This window comes from Acidobacteriota bacterium (assembly GCA_030949985.1).
Classification (GTDB): Bacteria; Acidobacteriota; Polarisedimenticolia; order J045; family J045; genus JALTMS01.
The window spans coordinates 1-22092 of record JAUZRX010000046.1 but is presented as its reverse complement, the minus strand read 5'-3'; the positions used below and the strand labels follow the sequence as shown (position 1 = coordinate 22092).

Annotated in this window: 16 protein-coding genes; 9 read left to right on the top strand and 7 right to left on the bottom strand. The window is 65.6% G+C overall.

Features of this window, described 5'->3' with window-relative positions:
* Window positions 1-504: 504 nt before the first annotated feature.
* Window positions 505-915, bottom strand: coding sequence for a hypothetical protein (locus tag Q9Q40_10695; protein MDQ7007692.1), 411 nt, complete (start codon window positions 913-915; stop codon window positions 505-507).
* A 256-nt stretch (window positions 916-1171) separates the two neighbouring features.
* On the opposite strand from Q9Q40_10695, the gene Q9Q40_10690 reads away from it, so the two are divergent.
* Both Q9Q40_10690 and Q9Q40_10685 read left to right on the top strand, forming a co-directional pair.
* Window positions 1172-2518 (top strand): saccharopine dehydrogenase C-terminal domain-containing protein, encoded by a 1347-nt coding sequence (locus Q9Q40_10690; protein MDQ7007691.1) that lies wholly within the window; start codon window positions 1172-1174, stop codon window positions 2516-2518.
* 74 nt (window positions 2519-2592) lie between these two features.
* Window positions 2593-3546, top strand: coding sequence for a hypothetical protein (locus Q9Q40_10685; GenBank protein ID MDQ7007690.1), 954 nt, complete (start codon window positions 2593-2595; stop codon window positions 3544-3546).
* Here Q9Q40_10685 and Q9Q40_10680 read toward each other — a convergent pair.
* The 5 genes from Q9Q40_10680 to Q9Q40_10660 are packed head-to-tail and all read right to left on the bottom strand — an operon-like array spanning window position 3528 to window position 9413.
* Entirely contained in the window at window positions 3528-6476 is a 2949-nt protein-coding gene (locus tag Q9Q40_10680; GenBank protein MDQ7007689.1) for a hypothetical protein, read from the bottom strand. The two genes, Q9Q40_10685 and Q9Q40_10680, sit on opposite strands and share 19 nt — an antisense overlap.
* Window positions 6477-6525: 49 nt before the next feature.
* Window positions 6526-7083 carry a 2-oxoacid:acceptor oxidoreductase family protein gene (locus tag Q9Q40_10675; GenBank protein MDQ7007688.1) on the bottom strand — a complete coding sequence of 186 codons (558 nt, stop codon included), beginning with the start codon at window positions 7081-7083 and terminating at the stop codon, window positions 6526-6528.
* 11 nt (window positions 7084-7094) lie between these two features.
* Window positions 7095-7952 (bottom strand): 2-oxoacid:ferredoxin oxidoreductase subunit beta, encoded by an 858-nt coding sequence (locus Q9Q40_10670; protein MDQ7007687.1) that lies wholly within the window; start codon window positions 7950-7952, stop codon window positions 7095-7097.
* A 19-nt stretch (window positions 7953-7971) separates the two neighbouring features.
* Complete coding sequence (locus Q9Q40_10665) at window positions 7972-9117, bottom strand: 2-oxoacid:acceptor oxidoreductase subunit alpha (protein MDQ7007686.1); 1146 nt, start codon at window positions 9115-9117, stop codon at window positions 7972-7974.
* Window positions 9114-9413: a 4Fe-4S binding protein gene (locus tag Q9Q40_10660; protein MDQ7007685.1), complete on the bottom strand. Its 300-nt coding sequence runs from the start codon at window positions 9411-9413 to the stop codon at window positions 9114-9116. The genes Q9Q40_10665 and Q9Q40_10660 overlap by 4 nt, the downstream gene beginning before the upstream one ends.
* A gap of 318 nt (window positions 9414-9731) precedes the next feature.
* On the opposite strand from Q9Q40_10660, the gene Q9Q40_10655 reads away from it, so the two are divergent.
* The 3 genes from Q9Q40_10655 (at window position 9732) to Q9Q40_10645 (ending at window position 14770) form a co-directional block, all read left to right on the top strand.
* Window positions 9732-12032, top strand: coding sequence for a S8 family serine peptidase (locus Q9Q40_10655; GenBank protein ID MDQ7007684.1), 2301 nt, complete (start codon window positions 9732-9734; stop codon window positions 12030-12032).
* A gap of 77 nt (window positions 12033-12109) precedes the next feature.
* Window positions 12110-12943, top strand: coding sequence for a thermonuclease family protein (locus tag Q9Q40_10650; protein MDQ7007683.1), 834 nt, complete (start codon window positions 12110-12112; stop codon window positions 12941-12943).
* A 39-nt stretch (window positions 12944-12982) separates the two neighbouring features.
* On the top strand, window positions 12983-14770 hold the full coding sequence (locus Q9Q40_10645) for a hypothetical protein (GenBank protein ID MDQ7007682.1): 1788 nt from the start codon (window positions 12983-12985) through the stop codon (window positions 14768-14770).
* A gap of 212 nt (window positions 14771-14982) precedes the next feature.
* Here the strand turns inward: Q9Q40_10645 and Q9Q40_10640 are convergent, their stop codons facing one another.
* Complete coding sequence (locus Q9Q40_10640) at window positions 14983-15432, bottom strand: JAB domain-containing protein (GenBank protein ID MDQ7007681.1); 450 nt, start codon at window positions 15430-15432, stop codon at window positions 14983-14985.
* A gap of 1536 nt (window positions 15433-16968) precedes the next feature.
* Between Q9Q40_10640 and cas3 the strand changes: the two genes are divergently transcribed.
* From cas3 to cas6e, 4 genes are all read left to right on the top strand, one after another.
* The gene (gene cas3, locus Q9Q40_10635; protein ID MDQ7007680.1) at window positions 16969-19572 is read left to right on the top strand and encodes a CRISPR-associated helicase Cas3'; all 2604 of its coding nucleotides are present in this window, start codon (window positions 16969-16971) and stop codon (window positions 19570-19572) included.
* A gap of 10 nt (window positions 19573-19582) precedes the next feature.
* On the top strand, window positions 19583-21070 hold the full coding sequence (gene casA, locus Q9Q40_10630) for a type I-E CRISPR-associated protein Cse1/CasA (GenBank protein MDQ7007679.1): 1488 nt from the start codon (window positions 19583-19585) through the stop codon (window positions 21068-21070).
* Window positions 21067-21594, top strand: coding sequence for a type I-E CRISPR-associated protein Cse2/CasB (casB, locus tag Q9Q40_10625; protein ID MDQ7007678.1), 528 nt, complete (start codon window positions 21067-21069; stop codon window positions 21592-21594). Before casA ends, casB begins: the two co-directional genes overlap by 4 nt.
* Window positions 21591-22092 (top strand): type I-E CRISPR-associated protein Cas6/Cse3/CasE (gene cas6e / locus Q9Q40_10620; GenBank protein ID MDQ7007677.1); only part of this gene is annotated, 502 nt, incomplete at its 3' end. The genes casB and cas6e, both read left to right, overlap by 4 nt.

Below are 22092 nucleotides of genomic sequence, written 5' to 3'. Positions count from 1 at the left end.
CTGGGAGAAGGTCCTGCCGCAGGCGCAGCAGTGGAAACGCGGGACGCGCCTTCCGTCACACTTGCGGTCGTAGAAGCCGTGTCTCCTGAAGGCGAAGGGCGCGGGGCGGTCCGGGGCGTTGGAGGGGCAGTGCCGGATGGGACAGCGCGCAGGGAGGAACGCCTCGGGGGGTATCTTTTCGATGGGGATCTCGGGCCAGTCCATGCCCCGTGGGAGAGCAAGAGCGGGGCCAGTTTGAACCCGCGCTCGGGCGCGGAGTTTGAGGACGAGGCGTCCGCATGCGGACAGGTGCCGCGGACAGGGTCCGGACACCCCCGGCGGCTTGCGCCCCCCCCCGGCCCCCGGGGCCACGGGGTACATTCTTCGCTCCACGGTGGGGAAAGTGAAGCGGCGGGGAAGGGGGGGCCCGCCGCTTCGGTGAGACCTGACCGGGTGGTGGTAGAAGGGGGGATAGGGACCGGCCAGACCCCGTGTCAGAGCTGAATGAGTGCTGTGAACCCGGTGCTAGGCGCCCAGCGTCTCCTTGACGGTCTTCTGCAGGTACTGGACCATCTCGGCGTCGGGTGAAGTGACGGTGACGAGCACGCCGCCCTCGACCATTTTGACCTGACGCTCGACGCCCTTGGCCTTGGTCGGGCACTGGCCCTTGCAGCTGACGATGTCCTTCTGGTTGGCCTGGAGGGTTTTGAACAGCTGCTGGGTGCTGGCCGGATCCTGGGTGGCGAAGAGAATCTTCACGCCGTTGTCGAGATTGGTAATGGTCTTCTGGACGTTCTTGGTGGCGCATTTGACGCAGAAGCCCTTGGCCATCTCGCTGTTGGCCTTACTGCAGCAGCCCGCATCGTTGCCGCAGGCAAGAACGGGGGCGCTCAAGGCGAAGGCGGCGAGAATGGCGATGATCAGAAAGCGCTTCACGGTGGTTCTCCTCTGGCGTTTTTGTTGGCTGTTTGCCATGTTTCTACTTTGCTGTTCGGGCTTGTCGCCGCTCGATCCGGGAAGCCGGTCCTGATCAGCGCCCCGGAGCGGTCGATAGCCATACTACGGCGGGGCAAGCAGGTGGGCTATAGGCAAGGGGTAAAACGGCTGTAAACGAGTTGTAAAGGGGCGCGGGGCCCGGGGGGCCGATAGAATCGCTGTCCTTTGCCGCCGCGGCGGCGCGAGGTGCCACCTGATGAAGAAGATCCTCGTTCTGGGCGCTGGTCAGAGTTCACCCTTTCTGATCCGCTACCTGCTGGACCGTGCCGATCGGCACGACTGGTTCGTCACCGTCGCGGATCGAGACGACGCCCTCGCCGCCCGACGCACGGAGGACCATCACCGCGCGAGCCACCTGGCCCTGGACATGAGCGACACCCTGGCCCTGTCGGCAGAGATCCGGAATGCGGACCTGGTCGTGAACTTCATGCCGCCCCGCTTCCAGCCGCTGATCGCCTGGGAGTGCGTCCAGCAGGGCCGAAGCATGGTCTCGGTTTCCTATCGCAACGAGGACTTGCGCCAGCTCGACGCCGACGCCCGCCGCAAGGGGGTGCTGTTGCTGCCGGAGATGGGCCTCGACCCGGGGATCGACGTCATGACCGCAGCCGAAATCGTCGATCGGGTGCGCCGGGCCGGCGGCCGGATCGAGAGCTTCGAATCCTATGGCGGGGGCTTGCCGGCGGTGGACTGCGAGTGCAACCCCCTGCGCTACGTGATCACCTGGAACCCCCGCAACGTGGTGATGGCCGCGGAGGAGGGGGCCCAGTACCTGCTCGACGGCAAGATCAAGATCGTTCCCTGGCACCATGTCTTCGATCGTTCCTGGCGGGTGGAGGTTCCGGGGGTCGGCACGCTCGAGGGTTATCCCAATCGGGATTCCCTGTCCTACCAGCAGATCTTCGGCCTCGATCACGTGCACACGATGATTCGCGGCACCCTGCGCTACCCCGGCTGGAGCGAGACCTGGGGCCAGATCGTCAAGCTCGGTCTGCCCAACGAGCACCTGCGTATCCCCTCGCTCGAAGAGCACTCCATGGCGGAGATCGTCGAGATGTTCCTGCCTCGCAGCGCTTCGGGGGCCAATCTGCAGGCCCGGGTGGCCAACTTCCTGGGCATCAGTCCCACGGGGGCCATCATGCGCAACCTGGAATGGCTCGGCCTGTTCGACACCGAGCCTCTGGGAACCGGTGGGCAGACATCCGCAGAAGTGCTGATCGGCCTGCTCGAGCGGAAGTTGGCACTGCCGGCGGAAGGCCGGGACATGGTCGTGCTGCACCACGTGCTGGAGGTGCGCTATCCGGACGACGGCGATCGCCGTGAGCGCATCACGGCCACTTTCACCGACAAGGGTGTTCCCGGTTCGATGACGGCCATGGCGCGCTCCGTGGGCAACCCCGCCGCCATCGCGGTGGAAAAGATGCTCACCGGAGAGTTTCCCCTGACCGGCTGTCATATTCCGACCCATCCGGCGATCTACGAGCCGGTGCTGGCGGAGCTGAGAGGGGCGGGCCTGGCCTTCCACGAGCATACCGAGCCTCTCTGACGCGATGCACCGGGTCGGAGCCTGTTGCCCGCCGGCCCGGCGGACCGTAGCTTGCCGGCGAGGGCCCATTGAGCATGCCGCAAGCCATCACCCAGCGACTCGAGTCTCTCGCCTGCCGGAAGAACGAGACCTGGCAGGGGGGACTGCTCCGCTTGCCGATCTGGGTCGAGGACGACAGCGGCAGACCCTTCCGACCCTGGATTGCGGCCTGGGTCAGCCTGCGCACCGGTCTGACAGCGGTCTCCGAGCCGGCGGCCCGGCATGAACTGGGGCCTGCGCGGCTGCTGGCGTTGCTCGAGGAGTTCGCGGGCGACACGGCCCGAGCCGGCTACCTGCCCGGCACCCTGGTGGTGCGGGGCTCGGAGTTGGCCGAGGCGGTGCGCCGCGGGGTGCCGGCGGGGAGGATCCGGGTGCTGGTGGACGAGAGCGCCGCGTTGTCCGCGCCCCTGGCCGCCTGTCTCGAACCCTTCCGCGAAGAGGAACGACTCGACGGGGCTCTCGAGCAGCCCGGCATGGACCCGGGGGTGCTGCGGGCCTTTGCCGATGCCGCCTGCCGTTTCTACCGGGCCGCGCCCTGGCAGCGTCTGACCGACCAGGATCTGCTCCGGGTCGGTCGGCCGACCGCCGGCGGGCTGCCCGCCCATCTGGTGGTGCTCGGCGCGGCCGGGATCGATCGGGGAGCTTTCTTCTTCACTTCCGCCGAGGCGCACCGGCACCTGGGGCAGGGCGGCCTGGGAGCGCTGATGGAAGCCGGGGAGAGTTGCTGGCTGATCACTTTCTCGCCGATTCACGAGTTGCCGATCAGTGATGCGGACCTCTTCGAAGACCTGGACCTGCCCGTCGCCGCCGCCGCCGCCTACCCGGTGGCCCTGGCCTTCGAGGGGGGTGTTCACCTGCGCCGACTCGAGGGCCGGGAGCTGGCCTGGGTGGCCGACCTGCTGACCGTGCTCGCCGAGGGAAGCTGGAGTCCCGACGGTCGGACCCTCCGCGGCCGGGTGGGGGACCGCGACTACAGGCTCTCGATGTAGGCGTCGATGGCTTCGCGGGCCTGGTCGGCGACCTGGCGGATCCTTTCGAAAAGGCGCTCGGCTCCCGTCTTTCCGCCCCAGTCCCGGACCCGCAGGATGCGAGCGGGTTCGGTGAGATACTCCCTTTCGATCACGTCGGTACCCGCCACCGAGACCCGGTAGGCCGAGCGCAGGGCGACGAAGAAGTCATTGGCCGCCCGCAGCCGGGCGAATACCTTCCGCCGGGAAGGATCCTGGCGCGAGAGCGCTTCGACCACCTGCTCTTCCGGCGGAAAAGCCAAGCCCGCCCGGGCCTTGGCCATGGCGAAGACCAGGTCGATCTCCCGCATGCCGCCGGGCATCTCCTTGAGGTGGATCATTTCTTCGGGAAGGGGGCGGAACAGGCGGCGGCGTTCGGCGAGCTCCTCCAGGGTGCGCTGAACGAAGGCCTCGGCCCTGTCGAAGACGAAGGGGGCGAGGATGCGAGCCTCCATCACCTGGGCCACCGCACTCGAGCCGATCACCATGTGTCCGCCCACGAGCTGGTGCAGGTCCACCAGCAGGTCTTCCCGGGTGCTGCCGAGGAAATCCGCCAGCTCGTCGAAGGCCATCACGAAACGCCCGAAGCGTCCGGAAATGTGGTACTGGGCGATGATGCCGCGTCGAGCGATCTGCCGGTTGAGGCGGGCGACGGCTTTTTCCGCCAGCCGCGTTTCTTCCGCTTCCCGCGAGTCGATCACCGCGATCACGTCGTAGTCTTCATCGTAGGGGCGGCGCCGGGCGTGGCCGCCGGCCAGGAAAAGCCCCAGGCGGTCACGGTGCAGCATGCGGGTCCCGGCTTCCTGCTCGACCTGGCGCAGGCAGATGTCCAGTGTGCTCCGCAGGTAGCGTTCGGTCATTTCGCTGAACTCCTGCCGCACCCGGTCCGATTTCCTGCCCCGCAAGGTGCTCACCGCGATGCGCAGGAATTCCATGTCGTAGTAGTCACCGAGCAGGGCCTTCTGTTTTTCCCGGTCGAGCTGTCTTTCGGCTTCCGCGTGCCGGCCCTGGGCCAGAGTGCCCAGCGCCCGATCGTCACTCAGCGCGAGCACGGTCGCCGGATGGCGCACGGTCAGCCGCGCCAGCACGCGTTTGATGTAGCGGCTCGAGCGGCGATGGATGCGCACCAGGTCCCGCAGGCGGTCCCGGGCGGCGGCGACCATGGAATCCCCGATGGGGTCGTCCAGCTTGTCGTGCAGGCGGGCGAGCTGGTCGCGGTCGAGAGTCAGCAGCAGGCGGTTGGTCAGATCGGGGTAGAAGCGGAAGACCCGGGAGATGGCGCGCACATCCTCGTGGCGCCGACCGAGGCGTTCGAGATAGGCGTCGGTGATCTCCCGGGCCGGGTCGATGCCCGGCCGCCCGCGGCAGCGTTCGGTGAGCCAGATCAGCAGGTTGAACAGGGCGTAGGGAGCCAGGCGCCCCCAGTCGGCGTACTCCTGGGCGAAGCGGCGGCGTTCGCCGGGGCGGGCGCCCACGTAGTCGGCGACGAAAGCGTCGAGCAGGGCGCTGTCGGGATCGGCGAAGGCCTCGAGCAGGTCGTCCCAGAAGCGTACGCCGCGGAAGGCCCGGGCGCCCAGGGCCAGCTCCAGGGCCGGGCGCAGGGGACGTCCGCCGCTGCCCTCCCCTCCCATCCAGCGGGCGAAGCGGCTCTTCTCACGCAGGTGCCGGGTGACCGCGTCCATCAGCGGCTGAGTCGCCTCGCGCACCTCTCGTACGGCTTCCTGGTAGTGCACCAGGAGGTGATCGGCGGCTCGGAACCCGATGCCGTCCTGGTAGCCCATCACCGCCGCCACCCGGTTGAGCTGTTCCCGGCCTCGGGGCGAATCCACGTCGATGGCCTCTTCCTGGGCGATCAGGAGCTGGACCACGTGACGCAGGGTTTCGAGGAAGAGCAGGCTGCGGTCGAGGCGCGCGATCCAGGCCCGCAGCTCGGGTCGCACCGAGCGGAGAGCCCTCAGCAGTTCGCGGGTGCGGGTACTGTCGAGCCCTTCGATGGTCTTGAAGGAGAGCGTCAGGGCCATGATCAACCGCAGGGCGTCGTCCTTGGGGTTGATCGACCCGGCGGGGGCCGGCCGCAGCAGCAGCGAGCGGATCTCGCCCAGCAGGGAGCGCAGATAGAGTTCGTGGCGGGAATTGTCCTCTCCGGGGCGATAGATGAATGGAGCGATGACTTCCTGCACCAGTCGCCGGTAGAGTCCCCGGTTACCCACCAGGGGTTCGGCCCGCATCAGTTCGGTGACCACCACGAAATCCAGTCGGCCCCGGTGCAGCAGGCGCGAGAGTTCCGCGGGCGACAGGCAGTAACCGTGGGCGCCGACCCGTTCGGCCAGGTAGTGGTCGAAGGCGCTGGCGTGGCGCAGCATCTGCACCGTCAGCCGGCCGAAGACCCGGTCGAGTTCCTCCCGCGCCTCGCTGCCTTCGTCGAGCACGGCCACGTCGATGTCGTCCTGGTGGCCGCGGGTGCCTACCGCGCAGATCACGAACGGCGCGGCCAGGTGGGGCGGGATCAGCAGCCGCAGCACCCGGCGGATGTAGGCCGAGACGAGGGAAGTGAACTCCTCCTCGGTGCGGCGAATGAACGCCCGGTACGCCTTGCGGGGCTCGGGCCGCTCGGCCAGGTCCATCGCCAGGCGCTCGAGGGAACGCGACCCGAAGTGCAGGTACTGGATGCTGTAGTAGGTGCCCAGCAGGGTCAGGGCTTCCTTGGGATCCCGGCCGGCCTCGGCGACCTGCTGAAAGGCTTCCTTCAGGGCGGGCGAGGTGCGGTCCAGGGGAACCCGCTGCAGCGCCCCCGCCTGTTCCAGGCGCTCGAGGAGCAGGTCGCCGTATTTCTCCGCCGCCCGCAGATGCTTGCGTGCGTGGTTGCCCAGGGGGCGCGTGCGGTCGATCAGTCTCCGGAGGACGTCGCTCATCACCGCTCCACCGGCGGGACTTCGCCGGGTCGTTGCGAGCCCCGGTAGATCAGCTCACTGTCGGCGCCACTTCTTCCGCGGTGGCCAGACCGGTGCGGAAGGCCTCGAGGTTGAGTTCCTCGGTCCCCCGCGGGACACGGGCCAGGATCGCTTCTTCCGCGGCCTTGACGCTGACGGCGCCGGAAAGCTTCACGATCACGCCCACGGCCACGATGTTGGCCACGATCGCCCGGCCGATTTTCTCCCTGGCGATGCGGATGAAGGGCACCTGGATCACCTTCCAGGCACCTTCGGGAAGGCGGGTCGCCGCGTCGGCATCCACCAGCAGCAGGCCGCCGGGCTTGAGGTCGTGGTGGTACTTGTCCAGGGCTTCCTGGGTCAGGGCCAGCAGCAGGTCGAGGTTCTCCGCCTTGGGGAAATCGATCTCCCCGTCGGAGATGATCACTTCCGACTTGCTCGCGCCGCCGCGGGCCTCGGGACCGTAGGATTGGCTCTGGGTCGCGTTACGGTCGTCGTAGATCGCGGCCGCCTCGGCGAGGATCTTGCCTGCCAGGACCAGTCCCTGGCCACCTTCGCCGCTCAGGCGCATTTCGTAACGAAAGCTCATTTCGCCTCCCGTCACTTCGCACCGACCGGCGAAGTGGGCGACGGCGTGCCGCCGAGACTCTCCACCAGCCGGGCGTAGCGCTCGGTGTACTCGGGCCGGGATTCGTCGTCGACGAAGACCCCGGTGACGATAGCATTGTCGGGCAACTCGTCGCCCAGCCGCTCGGCCTTGGCGACGGAAACCGAACGGCGCTTGAGATCCTCGACCATGTCCACCGGGTTGGCCATGCGGTTGCGGCGGCCATAGGTGGTGGGGCAGGGAGTCATCAACTCCACCAGGGAGAATCCCTTGCGGGTGATGGCCTTCTCGATCCACTTGTCCATCAGCGCGGGCTTGGCCACCGTCTCCCGGGCCACGAAGCTGGCCCCGGCCGCCGCGGCCAGCCGGGCGATGTCGAAGTTGGGCTCGATGGCGCCGAAGGGAGCGGTGGAGGCCCGGTCGCCGGCTGGGGTCGCGGGGGATGCCTGGCCGCCGGTCATGCCGTAGATCCAGTTGTTGTAGAGCAGCACCGTAATGTCGATGTTGCGCCGGGCGGCGTGGATGAAGTGGTTGCCGCCGATGGCGCAGGCGTCGCCGTCGCCGGTCACCACGATCACGTGCAGCTCGGGCCGGGCCATCTTCACGCCGGTGGCGAAGGCCAGGGCGCGACCGTGAGTGGTGTGCAGGGTGTTGAAGTCCACGTAACCCGGCGTACGGGAGGAGCAACCGATGCCCGAGACCATGCAGACCTTGTCCTGTTCGAGGCCGAGGCGGTCGATGGCGCGCAAGATGGCCTTGAGGACGATGCCGTCTCCGCAGCCCGGGCACCAGATCAGCGGGAACTTGTCGAGGCGGAGATACTTGTTGTAGTCGATGAGCTTTTTCGCCATGGGTCCCTCCGGGCCGCGCCTAGCGGCTCGCCTTCTCGATCTGCTCGAGCACTTGTCCCGGACGGATCGGCTGTCCATCGATACGGGAGAGCGGAATCACCGGGCACGCGCCCGCCACGGCCCACTCCACCTCGTGGGCGATCTGCCCGAGGGCCATCTCGGGGACGATGATGGCCTGGACCTGGGAGGTCAGCTCGCGGATTTCCTGGTCGGGGAAGGGCCAGATGGTGCGCGGCCGCAGCAGTCCGGCCTTGATCCCGCGGGCCCGCGCCTCGCGCACGGCCTGGGCGGCGGAGCGCGAGGTGGAGCCGTAGGCGAAGACCAGCAGCTCGGCGTCGTCGGTTTCTTCCCGCACGACCTGGACGATGTCGGCCCGGGCCTGGTCGATCTTGCGGTGCAGGCGGAGGGCCAGCTTCTCGATCTCCGCAGGATTGTTGGTGGGAAAGCCGGTTTCGTCGTGGGCCAGGCCGGTGACGTGGAAACGGTAGCCGTCGCCGTATGCGGCCATCGGCGGGACGCCCGACTCCGTGTGCCTGTAGGGCAGGTACTCGGAAGGCGGGCAGTCGGGACCGACCCGGTCGAGGACTTCCACCGATTCCGGAGTGCGAAACTTCTCTTCGGTGTGCCCGAGAATTTCGTCGAGCAGCAGGATCACCGGGGTGCGGTAGGTTTCGGCCAGGTTGAACGCGCGGATGGTCAATTCGAAGGTCTCGGGGACCGAGTTGGGAGTCAGCACCACGATCGGGTGATCGCCGTGGGTGCCCCAGCGCGCCTGCATCACGTCGCCCTGGGAGGGCATGGTGGGCAGCCCGGTGCTCGGTCCGCCCCGCATCACGTTGACCACCACGCACGGCGCCTCGGCCATGCAGGCGAAGCCGAGGTTTTCCTGTTTGAGCGAAAAGCCGGGGCCCGAGGTGGCCGTCATGGCCTTGGCCCCAGCCAGCGACGCGCCCACGACCGCTCCCATCGCGGCGATCTCGTCTTCCATCTGGATGAAGCGGCCGGAACGGCGGGGCAGGGCGTGACAGAGGTGCTCGGCGATCTCCGACGACGGCGTGATGGGGTAGCCGGCGAAAAAGGTGATGCCGGCCGCCAGCGCGCCGTGAGCGCAGGCCTCGTTGCCCGACATCACCCGGACCTTGGGCTCGAGCTTGATGGTGGTCATCGGCGCCCCTCCCGGGCCTTGGCGGCCATTTTCTCCATGGGGACAGGGGGATCGATCTCGATGGCGAAGTCCGGGCACATGGCCTCGCACATGCGGCAGCGCGTGCACTTGTCCACCGAGACGATGGAAACCACCGGTCCCTTCATCTCGATCGCCTGGGGCTTGCAGAAATCGACGCAGATGCCACAGCCCTTGCACCACGCGATGTTGATCACGATTTCCGCGGGCGGTTGGTCTTTCTTCCTGATGCCGGCTGAGGGCGGTTTTTCCTGGTTGACAGAGTCGGATGAACTCATGGGCGTGATCCGGCACGGGGGGATGGGCCGCCGGCATGGATGCCGGACCTGGACGAAGGTCCCCTGGGGCCTCGCCGGTGCCACGGACCCCTCGGTGCGCCCGCAGCCGGCATAACCAAGGTGTAAGATTAGCTCCACTCCTAATCGTTTGCACACCAAATTTAGGGGATTTCGAAGCTCGGCCGCTGTTCGTGTTCGGAGGCGGGCAAAAAATCCTTTTCTTCCCGGTGATTGGCCGTAAATTCAGGCTCCGGCCCGCCGCATGCCGGTGCATTTTGGTCCGGGTTCAAGTCCTGAATTCTCTCACCGGAGGCTGACGTGCTGCGCCGAGCGAGTCGCCGGGGAGGGCTGTCGCCTTTCCCCGCCACTGTTGTTTGCTTGCTGTCCTCCCTGTTCCTCGTTTCCTCTGTGAGCCTCGCGGCCCTGCCGGGGGTCCACCTGCCGGGGGTGGCCGGGATCCGTCCTGAGCTGTTGGCTGGATCCCTTGCCGACGGTGGCCTTTTGGTGGTGGCTTTCGACCCGCAGGTCGATGATCGCCGGCGCCGGGCGCTGGTGCGGGGGCTCGGAGGCCGGGCGCTGCAGGCCATCGCCGACCATGGCCTGCTGGTGCACCTGCCGGCCGCCAAGGTGGGCTCCCTGGCCGCGCGGCCGGAGGTGCGCGGGATCGAGGCCTTTCACCCGGGTTGGCGCCTGGCCCCCCCGTTGAGGGACGCGACGACCTTGAGCGCGGGCACCGAGTTGCGTCTGACGACGGCCTCTTTCATGGGCGACCGGGCCCTGCGCCGGGCGGTGAGGGGCACCGGAGCCGAGGTGCTCGAGCAGTGGCCGAGTGGGCTGCGGGTCCGGGTCGCGAGCCTCGAGCAGGCCCTGGCTCTGGCCCGGCTGGACGGTGTACTTTTCGTCGAGCCGCGGGTCGAGGCCCGGCTCTACAACGACTCGAGCCGGGGCATCTGCCAGACCAGCGAGGTCGGTAACGAAAGGGTCCATCAGCAGGGCATTCGCGGACTCGACGAGATCATCGCGGTGATGGACTCGGGGATCGACACGGGGCACTGCTGCTTCGACGCCGGCGGCAAGATCGTCGACAACCGGGCCTGGGGCGGGGGCGTGCTGGGAGCGTTGTGCGGCAACGACCACGGCACCCATGTCAGCGGCACCGCGGCGTGCTCCAATGCCGGCGACCACGACGGGCTGGCCCCGGAGGCCAAGATCATCCTGCAGGACATCCAGGCCGGGGGTTTTGCGGCCTGCACCCTGGGCTCGGTCTCGCCACCTTCCGACCTGGCCAGCGCCTGGAGTGACGCCTACGGCCAGGGGGCGCGGATTCACACCAACTCCTGGGGCGGAGGAGGCAACTTCTACGCCAGCGGCGCCCGGGAGATCGACCGCTTCATGTGGGAGAACCAGGATTTCCTGATCCTCTATGCCGCGGGCAACGGCGGCTCCTCTCCGGGGAGCCTGGGCAATTACTCCAACGCGAAGAACTCGATCACCGTCGGCGGCACCGTCAACGGTGCGAACCACGAAAACATGTACAGCGCCTCGAGCCGGGGACCCGCGGGAGATGGGCGCATGCTGCCCGACCTGCTGGCGCCGGCCCAGGGCGTTTCCTCCGCCCGCAACCAGGCGAACCCTTCCTGTGGCTGGTTCACCGCCTCGGGGACCTCCATGGCCACGCCGGCGGCGGCGGGCAGTGCGGCGCTGGTGCGGGAATACTACCGGCGGGGCTACTACCCTTCCGGCGCAGCCAACGCTGCCGACGGATTTGCGCCCAGCGCCGCCTTGATCAAGGCGACGATGCTGGCCTCCACCCGCAACATGACCGGCACGGGAACCCGTGGCGACCGTCCCAACAGCGACCAGGGATTCGGCCGGGTGACCCTGGACGACGCCCTGTGGTTCTCCGCGGATGCGCCCGCCGAAAGGCTGCGGGTGCTCGACGATCGAAACACCGCCACGGGCCTTTCCACGGACGGGGAAGAACAGGTCTTCGAGATCGGCCTGCGCTCCGCCGCAGCGCTGAAGGTGATGCTGACCTGGACCGACGCGCCGGGTTCCTCTTCGGCGAGCAAGGCCCTGGTCAACGACCTGGACCTGATCGTCACCCTGGCCGACGGCACTACCTATCGCGGTAACCAGGGCTTCGAAGGAGGCTGGACCGTGACGCCCTCGGAGCAGGCCGATCGACTCAACAACAAGGAAGCCGTCTTTCTCGCCTCGCCCTTTCCGGGTCCGGTGACCATCACGGTGCGGGCCGAAACCCTGGGGGACGTGGCCCTCCACGATCAGGATTTCGCCCTGGTGGTGGTGGGCGATTCGCCACCGGCCTGCTCGGACAATTCCGGCGCCACGGGGGTGGGCCCCAGCGTTCTGCACGAGCGAGTCGGTGCGGACCTGCTGGCCACCTGGGATACGGGCGGGGCGACGCGCTGGACCGTCTACCGGGGCGATACCCCCGACTTCATGAAGAACGCGCCGGCGCCCTACCGGGAAGGCGTGGTAGACGAAGATGCTTCGCGCCCCGGCGTGCAGTGGACGGACGCCGGCGCCGCGGAAGACGGTCAGAACCACTACTACTATTACTTTGCTCTCAACGACTGTGATGAACTGCTGCCGTAGCTCCCCGGGGGGCGCGCCGGGCGGCGGTGCCCATATTCCGGCTCCCGGAGTGGGGCGCGGGGCGTAGAATCCCATCCATGAGAGTGCGAGGCGGCCTGGCTCCTCTTGTCCTGGTCATTGTCGGGATCTGGCTGACGACTTGTGGTCCGGGCCTCGAGTCCGAACAGCCGGGTACTGCGGCCCGAGTGCTCGCGGTGATCGACGGCGACACCCTGGCGGTGGAGACCGACGCCGGCGAGCAGCGGGTGCGGCTGATCGGCATCGACGCGCCGGAGGCGCCCCACGGGGGGCGGCCCGGCCAGCGCGGTCATGATCGGGCGACGGCTTTTCTCGAGCGCCTGGTCGGTGGAGCGGAGGTGGCCTTGCTGCGCGACTCCGTGGGCGACGATACCGACCGCTACGGGCGGCTGCTGCGTCACGTCATCCTGCCCGACGGCCGCAACGCGGCGCGGGAGCTGCTCGCGGCGGGCTTGGTGACCGCTTATCCCCGTTTCCCTTTCCGGGATCTCGAAGTCTACGTGGCCGACGAGGCGCGGGCCCGCGCCGCCAGGCGGGGGCTGTGGAACCCGGCGTCGATGGCCGAGATCAGCTGGCTCGAGGCCGCCGATCACATCGGGGAGGCCGTGCGCGTGCGGGGTACCCTCGTCGGTGGCCGTTGCCTGGCCAAGGTCTGCTTTCTCAATTTCCATCGGGACTACAAGCGCCACCTGAGCCTGGTTCTCTTCAAGCCCGTCTGGCTGCTGTTTCCTGACGAGCCCGACGCTTACTACCGCGGCCGGGAGGTGGTGGTCAGTGGGCGGATCACAGCTTACAGGGGCCGTCCCCAGATCCTGCTGACCGCCCCGAGCCAGATCGAGTTCCTGCCGCCCCGGAAGGTCAACCCCCCGGCCTACCCATCGTCGTATAGGTGACGGGTTCTCCGCCGGGAAGGGGCGCGTGAGGAGATCACCATGACGATTCGGCACCCGGCGTTGGCCGCCGCCCAGTTCTTCCTGCTCCTCGCGGCAGCGGTCCCCCTCGGGTGGGCGGCCGAGGAGGCCACTGTTCGTCTCGAGTCCGAGGCGGCCGGGGGCGGCACTCTGGGCGTCTACCTGCAGTGGCCTGCCACGGCCGCCGAAGACCGCTATCTCGATGGACCTCCGGTGGTGGTGGCGATGCACGGCGGCGCCAGGCCGGGCTCGATCTCTGACTGGTCGGAACTGGCCGACGGAGCCGGCTTCGTCGTCGTCCAGTTCGTCTACCCCGGAGGCGAGGACCAGGGGGTGGCCAGCGACGGGGTCTACGACTACCGGGGTCCCGTCTGCGCCCTGGCGGCTCGCGATGTCTGGCTCTTCGCCCTGGGTCTGAAGACCGACGACCAGGGACGCAGCATCGAGGAGATCGTCGGCCGCCCGGTGTTGACGGCCCTGATGGGTGTGGAGGCCACCTCGAACGGGACGATGATCACGCCGGTCGTTCTCGATACCTACGCCGCCGACTTCGTCGGTCGGGTGCGTCATGTCAGTCTCTGGGAGAATATCGGGACGGACCAGGTGCGTACCGTGGAAATGGGCCGGGCCGCCTACGACTGCAATCCCGCCCTCGATGGCGACGGCAACGGCCTGCCGGATGACGACGGCAAGAATCCTCGTTACGACCCCGTGCGCGACTACGCCTACGACGAGGTGAGTCTGGATTACTCATCGCTGGCCTGGGATCCGAACCTCAAGCAGGTGATCAACGATGCCGGGGGCCGCTTTCCGTCGGCGACCCGCGACGGGGTGCTCTTCTTCGACGGCAACGGCAATGGTCGGCTGGACCATCAGCCCCTGCAGCGGGGCTGCACCGACGTGGACGGCAACGGCCGCGTGGATCTCTACGAGGACTGGCTGATCGGCAATCCGATCTCCACCTTCGAGGATTCGGGCCAGCCACGGGTCTACTACTCCCGGGCCGTCACGCGCTACCTCGAAGCCCACGCCGGCGAGATCTTTCCCGACGGCTGGCCGGATTGGGTGGCGACCGCAGCCCAGGCCGAGGCCTTCCATCCTCCGCGGACCGCCGGCGACCACTACCACCGACTCGGGCCTTATCGCCGTTCTCTGCGAACCCTCACCTCTTTCGATGCGGTGCCCCATTTCTATACCACTGCCGACCATCTCGAGGCCCAGGTCGAGCAGGACGGCCTGGCCCAGGCGGAGCTCTGGCGGCGCCTGCAAGCGGACCTGGCCTACTTCGAGGCGTGGAACGGTCCGGCGCCGGTGGGCTATCCCGACGCACCGGCCAATCTCGACGTGCCCGTGGGCGAGATGGCCTTGTACGCCGTGCCCGGCACTGACTCGCGCAATCAACTGGTGATCCCGGCACTGATGGAGCTGGCGGATCGGACCTACTACGGCGGCTGGGGCGAGCAGCTCGACGCGATTCTCGACGGAGGATCCCTGCCTGTATCGGAGGTAGAGGGTCTTCTCTTGCCTTCGGCCGAGCGGATCACCTGGGATCCCGCATCGGGAAATCTCTTCTACGACGTCGCGCGGGGCGATGTCGCGGACCTGATGGAAACTTCCGGCGTGGTCGATCTCGGCCCGCTGGTCTGCATCGAGGAAGATTCGGCGGACACCGAGGCGCTGGATCCCGCGCTACCGCCTCCCGCAACGGCGTGGTTCTACCTGGTCCGTCCCGGAGCCCTGGCCGGGACCTACGGCGCGGCCAGCGATGGCGCCCCCAGGGAAGCGGGCGACGAGGGTTGCCTGCACTGAAGCGGACAACGCATCGTCAGCTTCACGGTGGCCGTCGTGTCGGCCTCCATGTCCCGTGCAGGAGGCGTCCGAAGAGCAGGGCAGCGGTCAGGATCAGGGCCAGGCTCCCTGGGGCGAGCTTCGTCGGATCGTGCCTCCGGATGGATAGTACGGCGATCGCTCCATCGGCGCTGCGTTCCGTGGGCGCCTGCCCCGTGCCGCATGGTGTCGGATCAGATCAGCCCTCGCGCACGCAGGGAGATGAAACCGTTGTCGCCGATCACCAGGTGATCGTGGAGGGTCAAACCCAACAGCTCGCAGGCCTGTCTCAGGTTACGTGTGAAGGCGACGTCGTCGGGAGAGGGTTCGAGATCGCCCGAGGGATGGTTGTGAATCAGGAGCACGGCCGACGCATTGGAGAGAATCGCCGGTTTGACGATCTCGGCGGCGCGGGTGCGCGTGGTGTTGAGAGTCCCAACCGAGGCGACGTGAAAGCACACCGGGGCGTGCCGGGAGTCGAGACAGAGCACCGAGAGGATCTCCCGGTCAGCTCCCCGGTAGTATTCGCGCACCGCCGCGTAGACATCCGCCGGTGAGGTGATGCGGTCCACCGCGAAGCGGATCCCGCCATCTCGTACCTGGCAAATGCGCACACTCTGTACGGTCTTGAAGCTGCCGGTCATGACCCCAGGGTGCCGTCTTTTTCGGCGGCCGGAAGGCCTCGATATGACGACCATTGCGACTGCGGGAGCGTCCCCGGCGAATCCGAAGATATCCTTTGACGGAATATTCATCCGACGGCGGGACCCACGACTCTCACTCGAGAAGGGGGGAGCTGGAGTCTGCGGGATCGAGGAGGGACGGGAGAAGGCATGGGGTTCGATCGGATTCCCCGGCGGGACCGGGGGAGTGGCGGGAAGATCCGTGAGCCTCGGCTCTCCGCGCCGAACATCGGTCACCCGGGTGCTGGTGACAGCGTCCCTTCCGGGCGGGGCATGGCGCGCATCACAGGGTTCAATCCCGATACAGCGCACCGGGCTTACCTGGCCCTGGCGCGGGAAGACGCGCTGCTCATGGGGGCGGCAGCAGGACTTTTCCGCGCGGAGATCTTGGGAGTGTCGTGCCCCTCACGCCGTCGTGGGTGGCGAATCGGGCGCGCCATCGGCTGGAAGCGGCGAAGGATTTCGGGTTGAGCCCCGCGGAACGGGAGGATTGTGTCACCCGCCTCGAGCTGTCCCCCCCTCGAATCCCCCTTAACTCACCCCGGGAACTGTCAAGGATTGGGGTCGAACCAGAAATCACCGCGACGACTGACAGCCGGGATGAAGTTGCGAGCGCCAGTGGTTGAAGCAATCGGAGTGTTGCCCCGCTGAACTCACGTTGTAGCGGAGTCGGTGTCCGGGCGAATGGCAGTTTCATTGGTAAACCATGGCACCGCCTTCATCTCACGTACTTCTGCCTTGATCTGTGGGAGTTCCTCTTCCAGCCACTTTTCAACGAGAGCAGGATCCTGCTGGGAGGCTCGCCAAAGAGGCCTTTGCGCAGAAGGGACCAACTGGTTCAGCAGTCTCCGCACGGACACGCTGCTCAACCGAGCATCGTAGCGCCCGGCTACCAGTTCTTCGACCAGTTTGCTAAACCACCACGCAAAGCGGAAGTAGTACTGCCGTGGATCACCACGCGTTACCGTCTTGTAGGTTCACGCCAACATTTTCGGCGTGAGTTTCGGGCGGCATCCCAACCCTTGCGTGCATCAAGCTGATGCCAACCTCCGTCACGATAGCTGGTCAGCCAAGAGTAGACCGTAGTGCGGTGCGCTTCCGGCGCTCACGCCACGTCTGCAGGAGACTTGCCGCTCTGCACGGCGGCAACAACACGCCGCCGTAACTCGGTAAGCTTGTCATGAGTCCATGACCGCACCTCCGTTTGGATTTTCAATGCTTTAGTATTCCTAAAAACGCGGAAAAGTCTAGACGATTTTGAGGATGTTCATAATTTGCTCAGGACACTGTTCAAGGATCAGGGGCCACCTAGGGGCTCCGATATCCTACTTGTCATGTTCACGCTAAACCAATATACTGCGGCATTGTCAGAGTAACAGGATATAACGGCCCTGGCTCGTGCTCCTTCGGAAGAGATTCTCGTCTGTTCGGAAGGAGAATAGAGAATTCCGTCGCACGTGACACCAACGGCAACCGCTGGCTCCGCGCAGGAATGCAGTGCAAAGACCGCGAAACAAGAAGGGCGACTCGCCACCATCGGCCTCCAAGGCATTGCTTCCGGGGCTAGGCGAGTGCTTGGCGAAGACGCAACAGACATCTCGGGGGGTCGAACCGGGACACACCGTCCTGGACCACTGCGAGATTGTCGGCCGCATCGCTCGGGAGCTGCTGGGACGAATACCTAATGACCTGCGGAGGGCTCTCTTTCCAGACGGGGTGGAACTGGTAGCGGCAGCCCATGACGTGGGCAAGATATCTCCTACTTTTCAGCTTAAAATCCGTCGCGCCATCGCAGGTGCCGACCATACTCCGGCGGAGTACCGGCAGGTGGCCCACGTTAGAGAGAGTGACTGGGGCGGGCACCCTGGCGTGAGCCAGCTCACACTAGAGGCCATCGGCACTGGACGTTTCATACCCCGGATCGCTGGCCTACACCACGGCTATTCCCCCCGGGTGGAGGGAAAACTGGCGACTGATTCCGTTTTCGGTGGCCCACTTTGGCAAGAGATCCGCGAAACTCTTATCGCCAAACTGAAGCAGCAGTTGGATTGCGACTGGCCGCAAATCCGTGACGAAAACCAGGCGCGGGTAGTGGCGGGACTCACTACGGTGGCCGATTGGATCGGCTCCGGTTCCTTGTTGGAAGCTCCCTTGAGCAATTGGAGTGACCGGATCGCACCGGCGGTGGATAAAGCTGGATTCGTGATCCCGCAGACCATCGAAGGACTCAGCTTTGAGTCCATATTCGGTTTTCCACCGAGGGAAAGCCAAACACGTTTCTATGAACACGCCTGCCGACCCGGCGTCTTCGTTCTGGAAGCGCCGATGGGAGTCGGGAAAACCGAAGCGGCCCTCTATGCCGCCTATCTAGCACTCGCCAGCAACCAGGCCACTGGCCTTTATTTCGCCTTGCCTACGCAGATCACGTCGGAAAGGATTCACGAGCGGGTCACTGCCTTTCTCGATCGTATTCTCGCGCTCGACAGTAACCACCGTCTCCCCCGACTATTGCACGGCGATGCCTGGCTGAAAGCGGTGGAGATAGGGGAAGAGGGGCAGCCGGGGCAGAGCTGGTTTGACGCCCGCAAACGCGGAATCCTGGCTCCCTTTGCTGTGGGCACGATCGATCAGGCCCTGATGGCTGTAATGAACGTGCGCCATGGGTTCGTGCGCGCCTTTGGGCTCGCGGGCAAGGTGGTGATCCTCGACGAAGTTCACAGCTACGATGCTTACACCGGTCTGCTGCTGGACGAACTGGTCGCCACCCTGAGGCAGCTTCGCTGCACAGTTATCATCCTCAGCGCCACCCTGAGTGCGGAACGCCGCCAGGCGCTACTGCAACAGGCGGTGCATCAACGCCACTATCCGCTGGTTACCGCCCGTCCCGATGACGTGGAAACGCTGCTGGAACTGCCTTTGTGCGGCTTGGACGACCGTTCTGTCAGGCTGCAATTCGAGGCGGCGGACACTCCGGCTATCGAGGAAGCGCTGCACCGTGCGGCCGCAGGACAGCAAGTCCTATGGATCGAGAACACCGTGACCGAAGCGCAGGGGCAACATGCCCTGCTGGCCGCACGGGCGGTCGAGGTGGGTATCGAGTGTGGCCTGCTTCACTCGCGCTTCACTAGAGCCGACCGGCAGCGCAATGAGGGTTACTGGGTCGCTCTCTACGGTAAGGCGCGCGGTAAGGGGCGCGCTAGTCACGGTCGAATCCTAGTGGGTACCCAGGTGCTCGAACAATCACTGGACATCGACGCCGATTTCCTGGTCACCCGCTTCGCACCCAGCGACATGTTGCTGCAACGGCTGGGCCGCCTCTGGCGCCATGCCGATACTCCGCGGCCGTGCCAGGCCCGTCGCGAGGCATGGCTATTGGCGCCGCGACTTGCCGAAGCCAGAGAAGATCCAAGCGCGGTGTTCGGCAGAACCGCCTGTGTCTATGCCCCCTATGTGCTCTACCGCAGCCTCGAGGTGTGGTCCACTCGAGAGCAGGTGAGTTTGCCCGGAGATATTCGCGACCTCATCGAAGCTACATATCGGGAGCGCCCCGAGACCGGCGGCATGGCCCGGGCGCTCCACGAACTGGAGCATGGCAGTCGCCACCGCATGGGCCGGCAACAGCTTCGCCAACTCGCCCGGAGGGGGCTGGCGTACATCGGTCCGACCCAATCCGACGAAAAGGCCCCCACTCGCTACAGCGACCGCGACAGCGTCGACGTTCTGCTGCTGCGAGCCGTACGGCCCCACCATAAGCGGAGGGGCATGCAAGTGACCCTTGTCGACGGCGAAACGCTTTTCCTGCCCCATGATCCAAGACGAGACGGCCACCGGGCCTGGCGGCAACGAGCGGCGGCGTTGCAACGCCAACTCGTCAGGGTGCCGCCGGGCCAGGCGCCGGATTCGGTGGACCGTCGCTGCCTTCACTGGCTGGGAAGTTACCACTATTTGGGCAGCCGGGAGCAGGACAATGCCCATCTGCGCGTGGCTCTCGTGGCACCTGACGGAGAACTCCGGGCCCTGAGCGGCGCTCCCGCGAACGCCGATTGGCGGTTGAGCTATGATGATCGACGAGGCTACGTGGCCGAGAAGAGCATTCCCTGAAGGAGCCAACATGAACAAGGAAGACCGCTTCAACCTCATCGACGAGCCGTGGATACCGGTGGTGGAGGCTGGTCGCGTAAGCCTGAGGCAACTATTCTCCAAACCGGAATACCGTGCCCTCGGTGGCAATCCGGTGCAGAAGATAGCCGTCACCAAACTGCTGCTGGCCATCGCTCAGGCGGCGGCCACCCCAAAGGACGACGAGACATGGGCTACGATGGGTGCTGACGGAATGGCCCAGTCTTGCCTGGATTACCTGGGTCGCTGGTATGACCGGTTTTGGCTCTACGGTGAGCACCCCTTCCTGCAGTTTCCCGCCCTAAAAGGTTCTCAACTTTGGAGTGACAGCACGCTCCTGCCGGATATTGCCACCGGCAATACCACTGTGCTTACCGAATCGCAGGTGGAAAAGCCACTCTCCAACGCTGAGCGGGCGCTACTGCTCGTCACTGCGGTTGGTTTTGCCTTGGGCGGAAAGAGAGCTGACCAGAAAGTGGTACTGAGTCCCGGTTACACTAAAAAGCGTTCTGCCCATGCGGGCGCGTTGATCGGAGTCATGGGTTACCTGCACAGTTTCCTGCAATCCAGGACACTGACCAAGACGATCTGGTTGAACCTCTTTAGCCAACAGCAGATCGAGGCGATGAGCTTCTATCCCGAGGGGCTCGGTACGCCGCCCTGGGAAGCGCTCCCTGCCGGTGAGGATTGTCCTGTCGCCAGGCGATTGCGGGAAAGCTTGATGGGGAGGTTGGTGCCACTTTCCCGTTTTTTTCTGCTCCAACAGGAGGGCCTGCATTGCACAGAAGGGATCAATCATCTCACCTATAAGGAGGGGGGAGTCGATCCCAGTGTGGCCGTCAATAATGCAACAAAAGTTCCCAAGGCCCTGTGGGCGGACGCGGAAAAGCGGCCGTGGCGGCAACTCACTGCCCTGTTGAGCTTCATGGGCCAGGAGGGAAAAGGCCACTTCGACTGCTATCAGCTCAGTCTTGGGCTGACCCGTGCTCGCCGCCATGAGGACCGCATCGGTGTGTGGTCCGGGGGACTGCGGGTTAGCCGCAACGCGGGAGAACAATACGTGTCGGGTACTGACGATTTTGTCGAATCTCTCGTGCTTCTGGATAGTGACATCCTGGGGGAGGCCTGGTACGTGCAACTGAGCCACGAAATGAAGGCACTGGAAGAGATTGCCAAGCGGCTTTATGGTGCCACCTTCAACTATTACAAGGCCCAGAAGCTGGAGGGGGGTGAATACGCCGCCACGAGCACCAACGTCTTCTGGCAACTCGCCGAACGCTACTTCCAGCGACTGGTGGATGCCTGTGATCCGGAAGACGCTTCAGCGAATCCCTGTCGGGAGCTGCGCAAGGTCTTCGCCACACTGGTAAACCATACCTACAGCGATTTCTGTCCTCGCGGTACGGCTCGACAACTGATCGCTTGGGCACAGTGTCGACCCAATCTGATTGAATACCTGAGTCAAGGAGCATCGACATGAGCGAAGAAACGGCCCATCGTAGTCGTGGCCAAGGCTTTGTCGCCTTCGTGCTGCAGCGCTGCCAGCAGGACACGGGCGAGGCGGCTCGCCTGCGCCGCGCTGACAACCCGGCCACCGAGTACCAGAGCTGGGCAACGCTGGCTGCCTTCGGTGTCGACCTGGAAAAGCCTTGGGAGCGGCTGCCGTTTGCCTGCGTGGCGGCCGCGTTGGCGCGGGCGAAAGTCGAGCGGGATGGTCTTCATGGTATCGGCCGAGCTCTGGCTGGTTGTTACGAAGAAGGCAACCAGAGCGATCAAGCTGGAGCCCGTCTGCGTCGGCTGCTGGCCTGCGACTCCGTAGAAGAAGCTTGCCGCATTCTGCGTCCACTGCTGGGACTTATCGGTTCCCATGGACGGTGGCCGCTGAGTCACGCGCGGCTTCTGGACGAACTACTGGTTTTCCACTGGCGCGCGCAGGACATCAAGGCACGCTGGGCGCAGGACTTCTATTGCCGCCCGCCGGAAACCGAGGAGCAGGCACGATGATTGCCAGCGTTCTGCGTCTTGGCAGCGCCGATTGCAGGTCGCTGCGCATCACGGACCCCTATTCCATTCATCGGGTCGTCTATAGCCTGTTCGACGATGTCCGCAGCGAGGAAGAGAAACGTGCAGGTAAGCCGAGCGGCATTCTTTATGTCGACAAGGGGGGGGGGCGCCATATGCGTCAGATTCTGATGCTCTCCAACCGCAAACCCCGGCCGCCGAAGTATGGTGAAATCCAGAGTAAACCCATCCCGCAAGGCTTTCTGCAACATGACTGCTATGGTTTCGAGGTTATCGTCAACCCCACCCGTCGTGACAACAGCAGCCGTAAACTGGTAGCTGTCAAGGGTCGTGATGAGATTGCCGACTGGTTCATGGCGCGCGCGGAAAAGAGTTGGGGGTTCAGGACAGCCCCGAAGCAGCTGCAGGTTCAGCACCTCGGCGTGCAGCGCTTTGAAAAATCGGGTCGGACCATCACTCATGGCAGCGCCACCCTCAAGG

Bases quoted from the DNA above. Each gene is read 5' to 3' on its own strand.
- Q9Q40_10690 (MDQ7007691.1), top strand. From the start codon at position 1,172: ATGAAGAAGATCCTCGTTCTGGGCGCTGGTCAGAGTTCACCCTTTCTG.
- Q9Q40_10685 (MDQ7007690.1), top strand. From the start codon at position 2,593: ATGCCGCAAGCCATCACCCAGCGACTCGAGTCTCTCGCCTGCCGGAAG.
- Q9Q40_10680 (MDQ7007689.1), bottom strand. From the start codon at position 6,476: ATGAGCGACGTCCTCCGGAGACTGATCGACCGCACGCGCCCCCTGGGC.
- Q9Q40_10675 (MDQ7007688.1), bottom strand. From the start codon at position 7,083: ATGAGCTTTCGTTACGAAATGCGCCTGAGCGGCGAAGGTGGCCAGGGA.
- Q9Q40_10670 (MDQ7007687.1), bottom strand. From the start codon at position 7,952: ATGGCGAAAAAGCTCATCGACTACAACAAGTATCTCCGCCTCGACAAG.
- Q9Q40_10665 (MDQ7007686.1), bottom strand. From the start codon at position 9,117: ATGACCACCATCAAGCTCGAGCCCAAGGTCCGGGTGATGTCGGGCAAC.
- Q9Q40_10660 (MDQ7007685.1), bottom strand. From the start codon at position 9,413: ATGAGTTCATCCGACTCTGTCAACCAGGAAAAACCGCCCTCAGCCGGC.
- Q9Q40_10650 (MDQ7007683.1), top strand. From the start codon at position 12,110: ATGAGAGTGCGAGGCGGCCTGGCTCCTCTTGTCCTGGTCATTGTCGGG.
- Q9Q40_10645 (MDQ7007682.1), top strand. From the start codon at position 12,983: ATGACGATTCGGCACCCGGCGTTGGCCGCCGCCCAGTTCTTCCTGCTC.
- Q9Q40_10640 (MDQ7007681.1), bottom strand. From the start codon at position 15,432: ATGACCGGCAGCTTCAAGACCGTACAGAGTGTGCGCATTTGCCAGGTA.
- casA (MDQ7007679.1), top strand. From the start codon at position 19,583: ATGAACAAGGAAGACCGCTTCAACCTCATCGACGAGCCGTGGATACCG.
- casB (MDQ7007678.1), top strand. From the start codon at position 21,067: ATGAGCGAAGAAACGGCCCATCGTAGTCGTGGCCAAGGCTTTGTCGCC.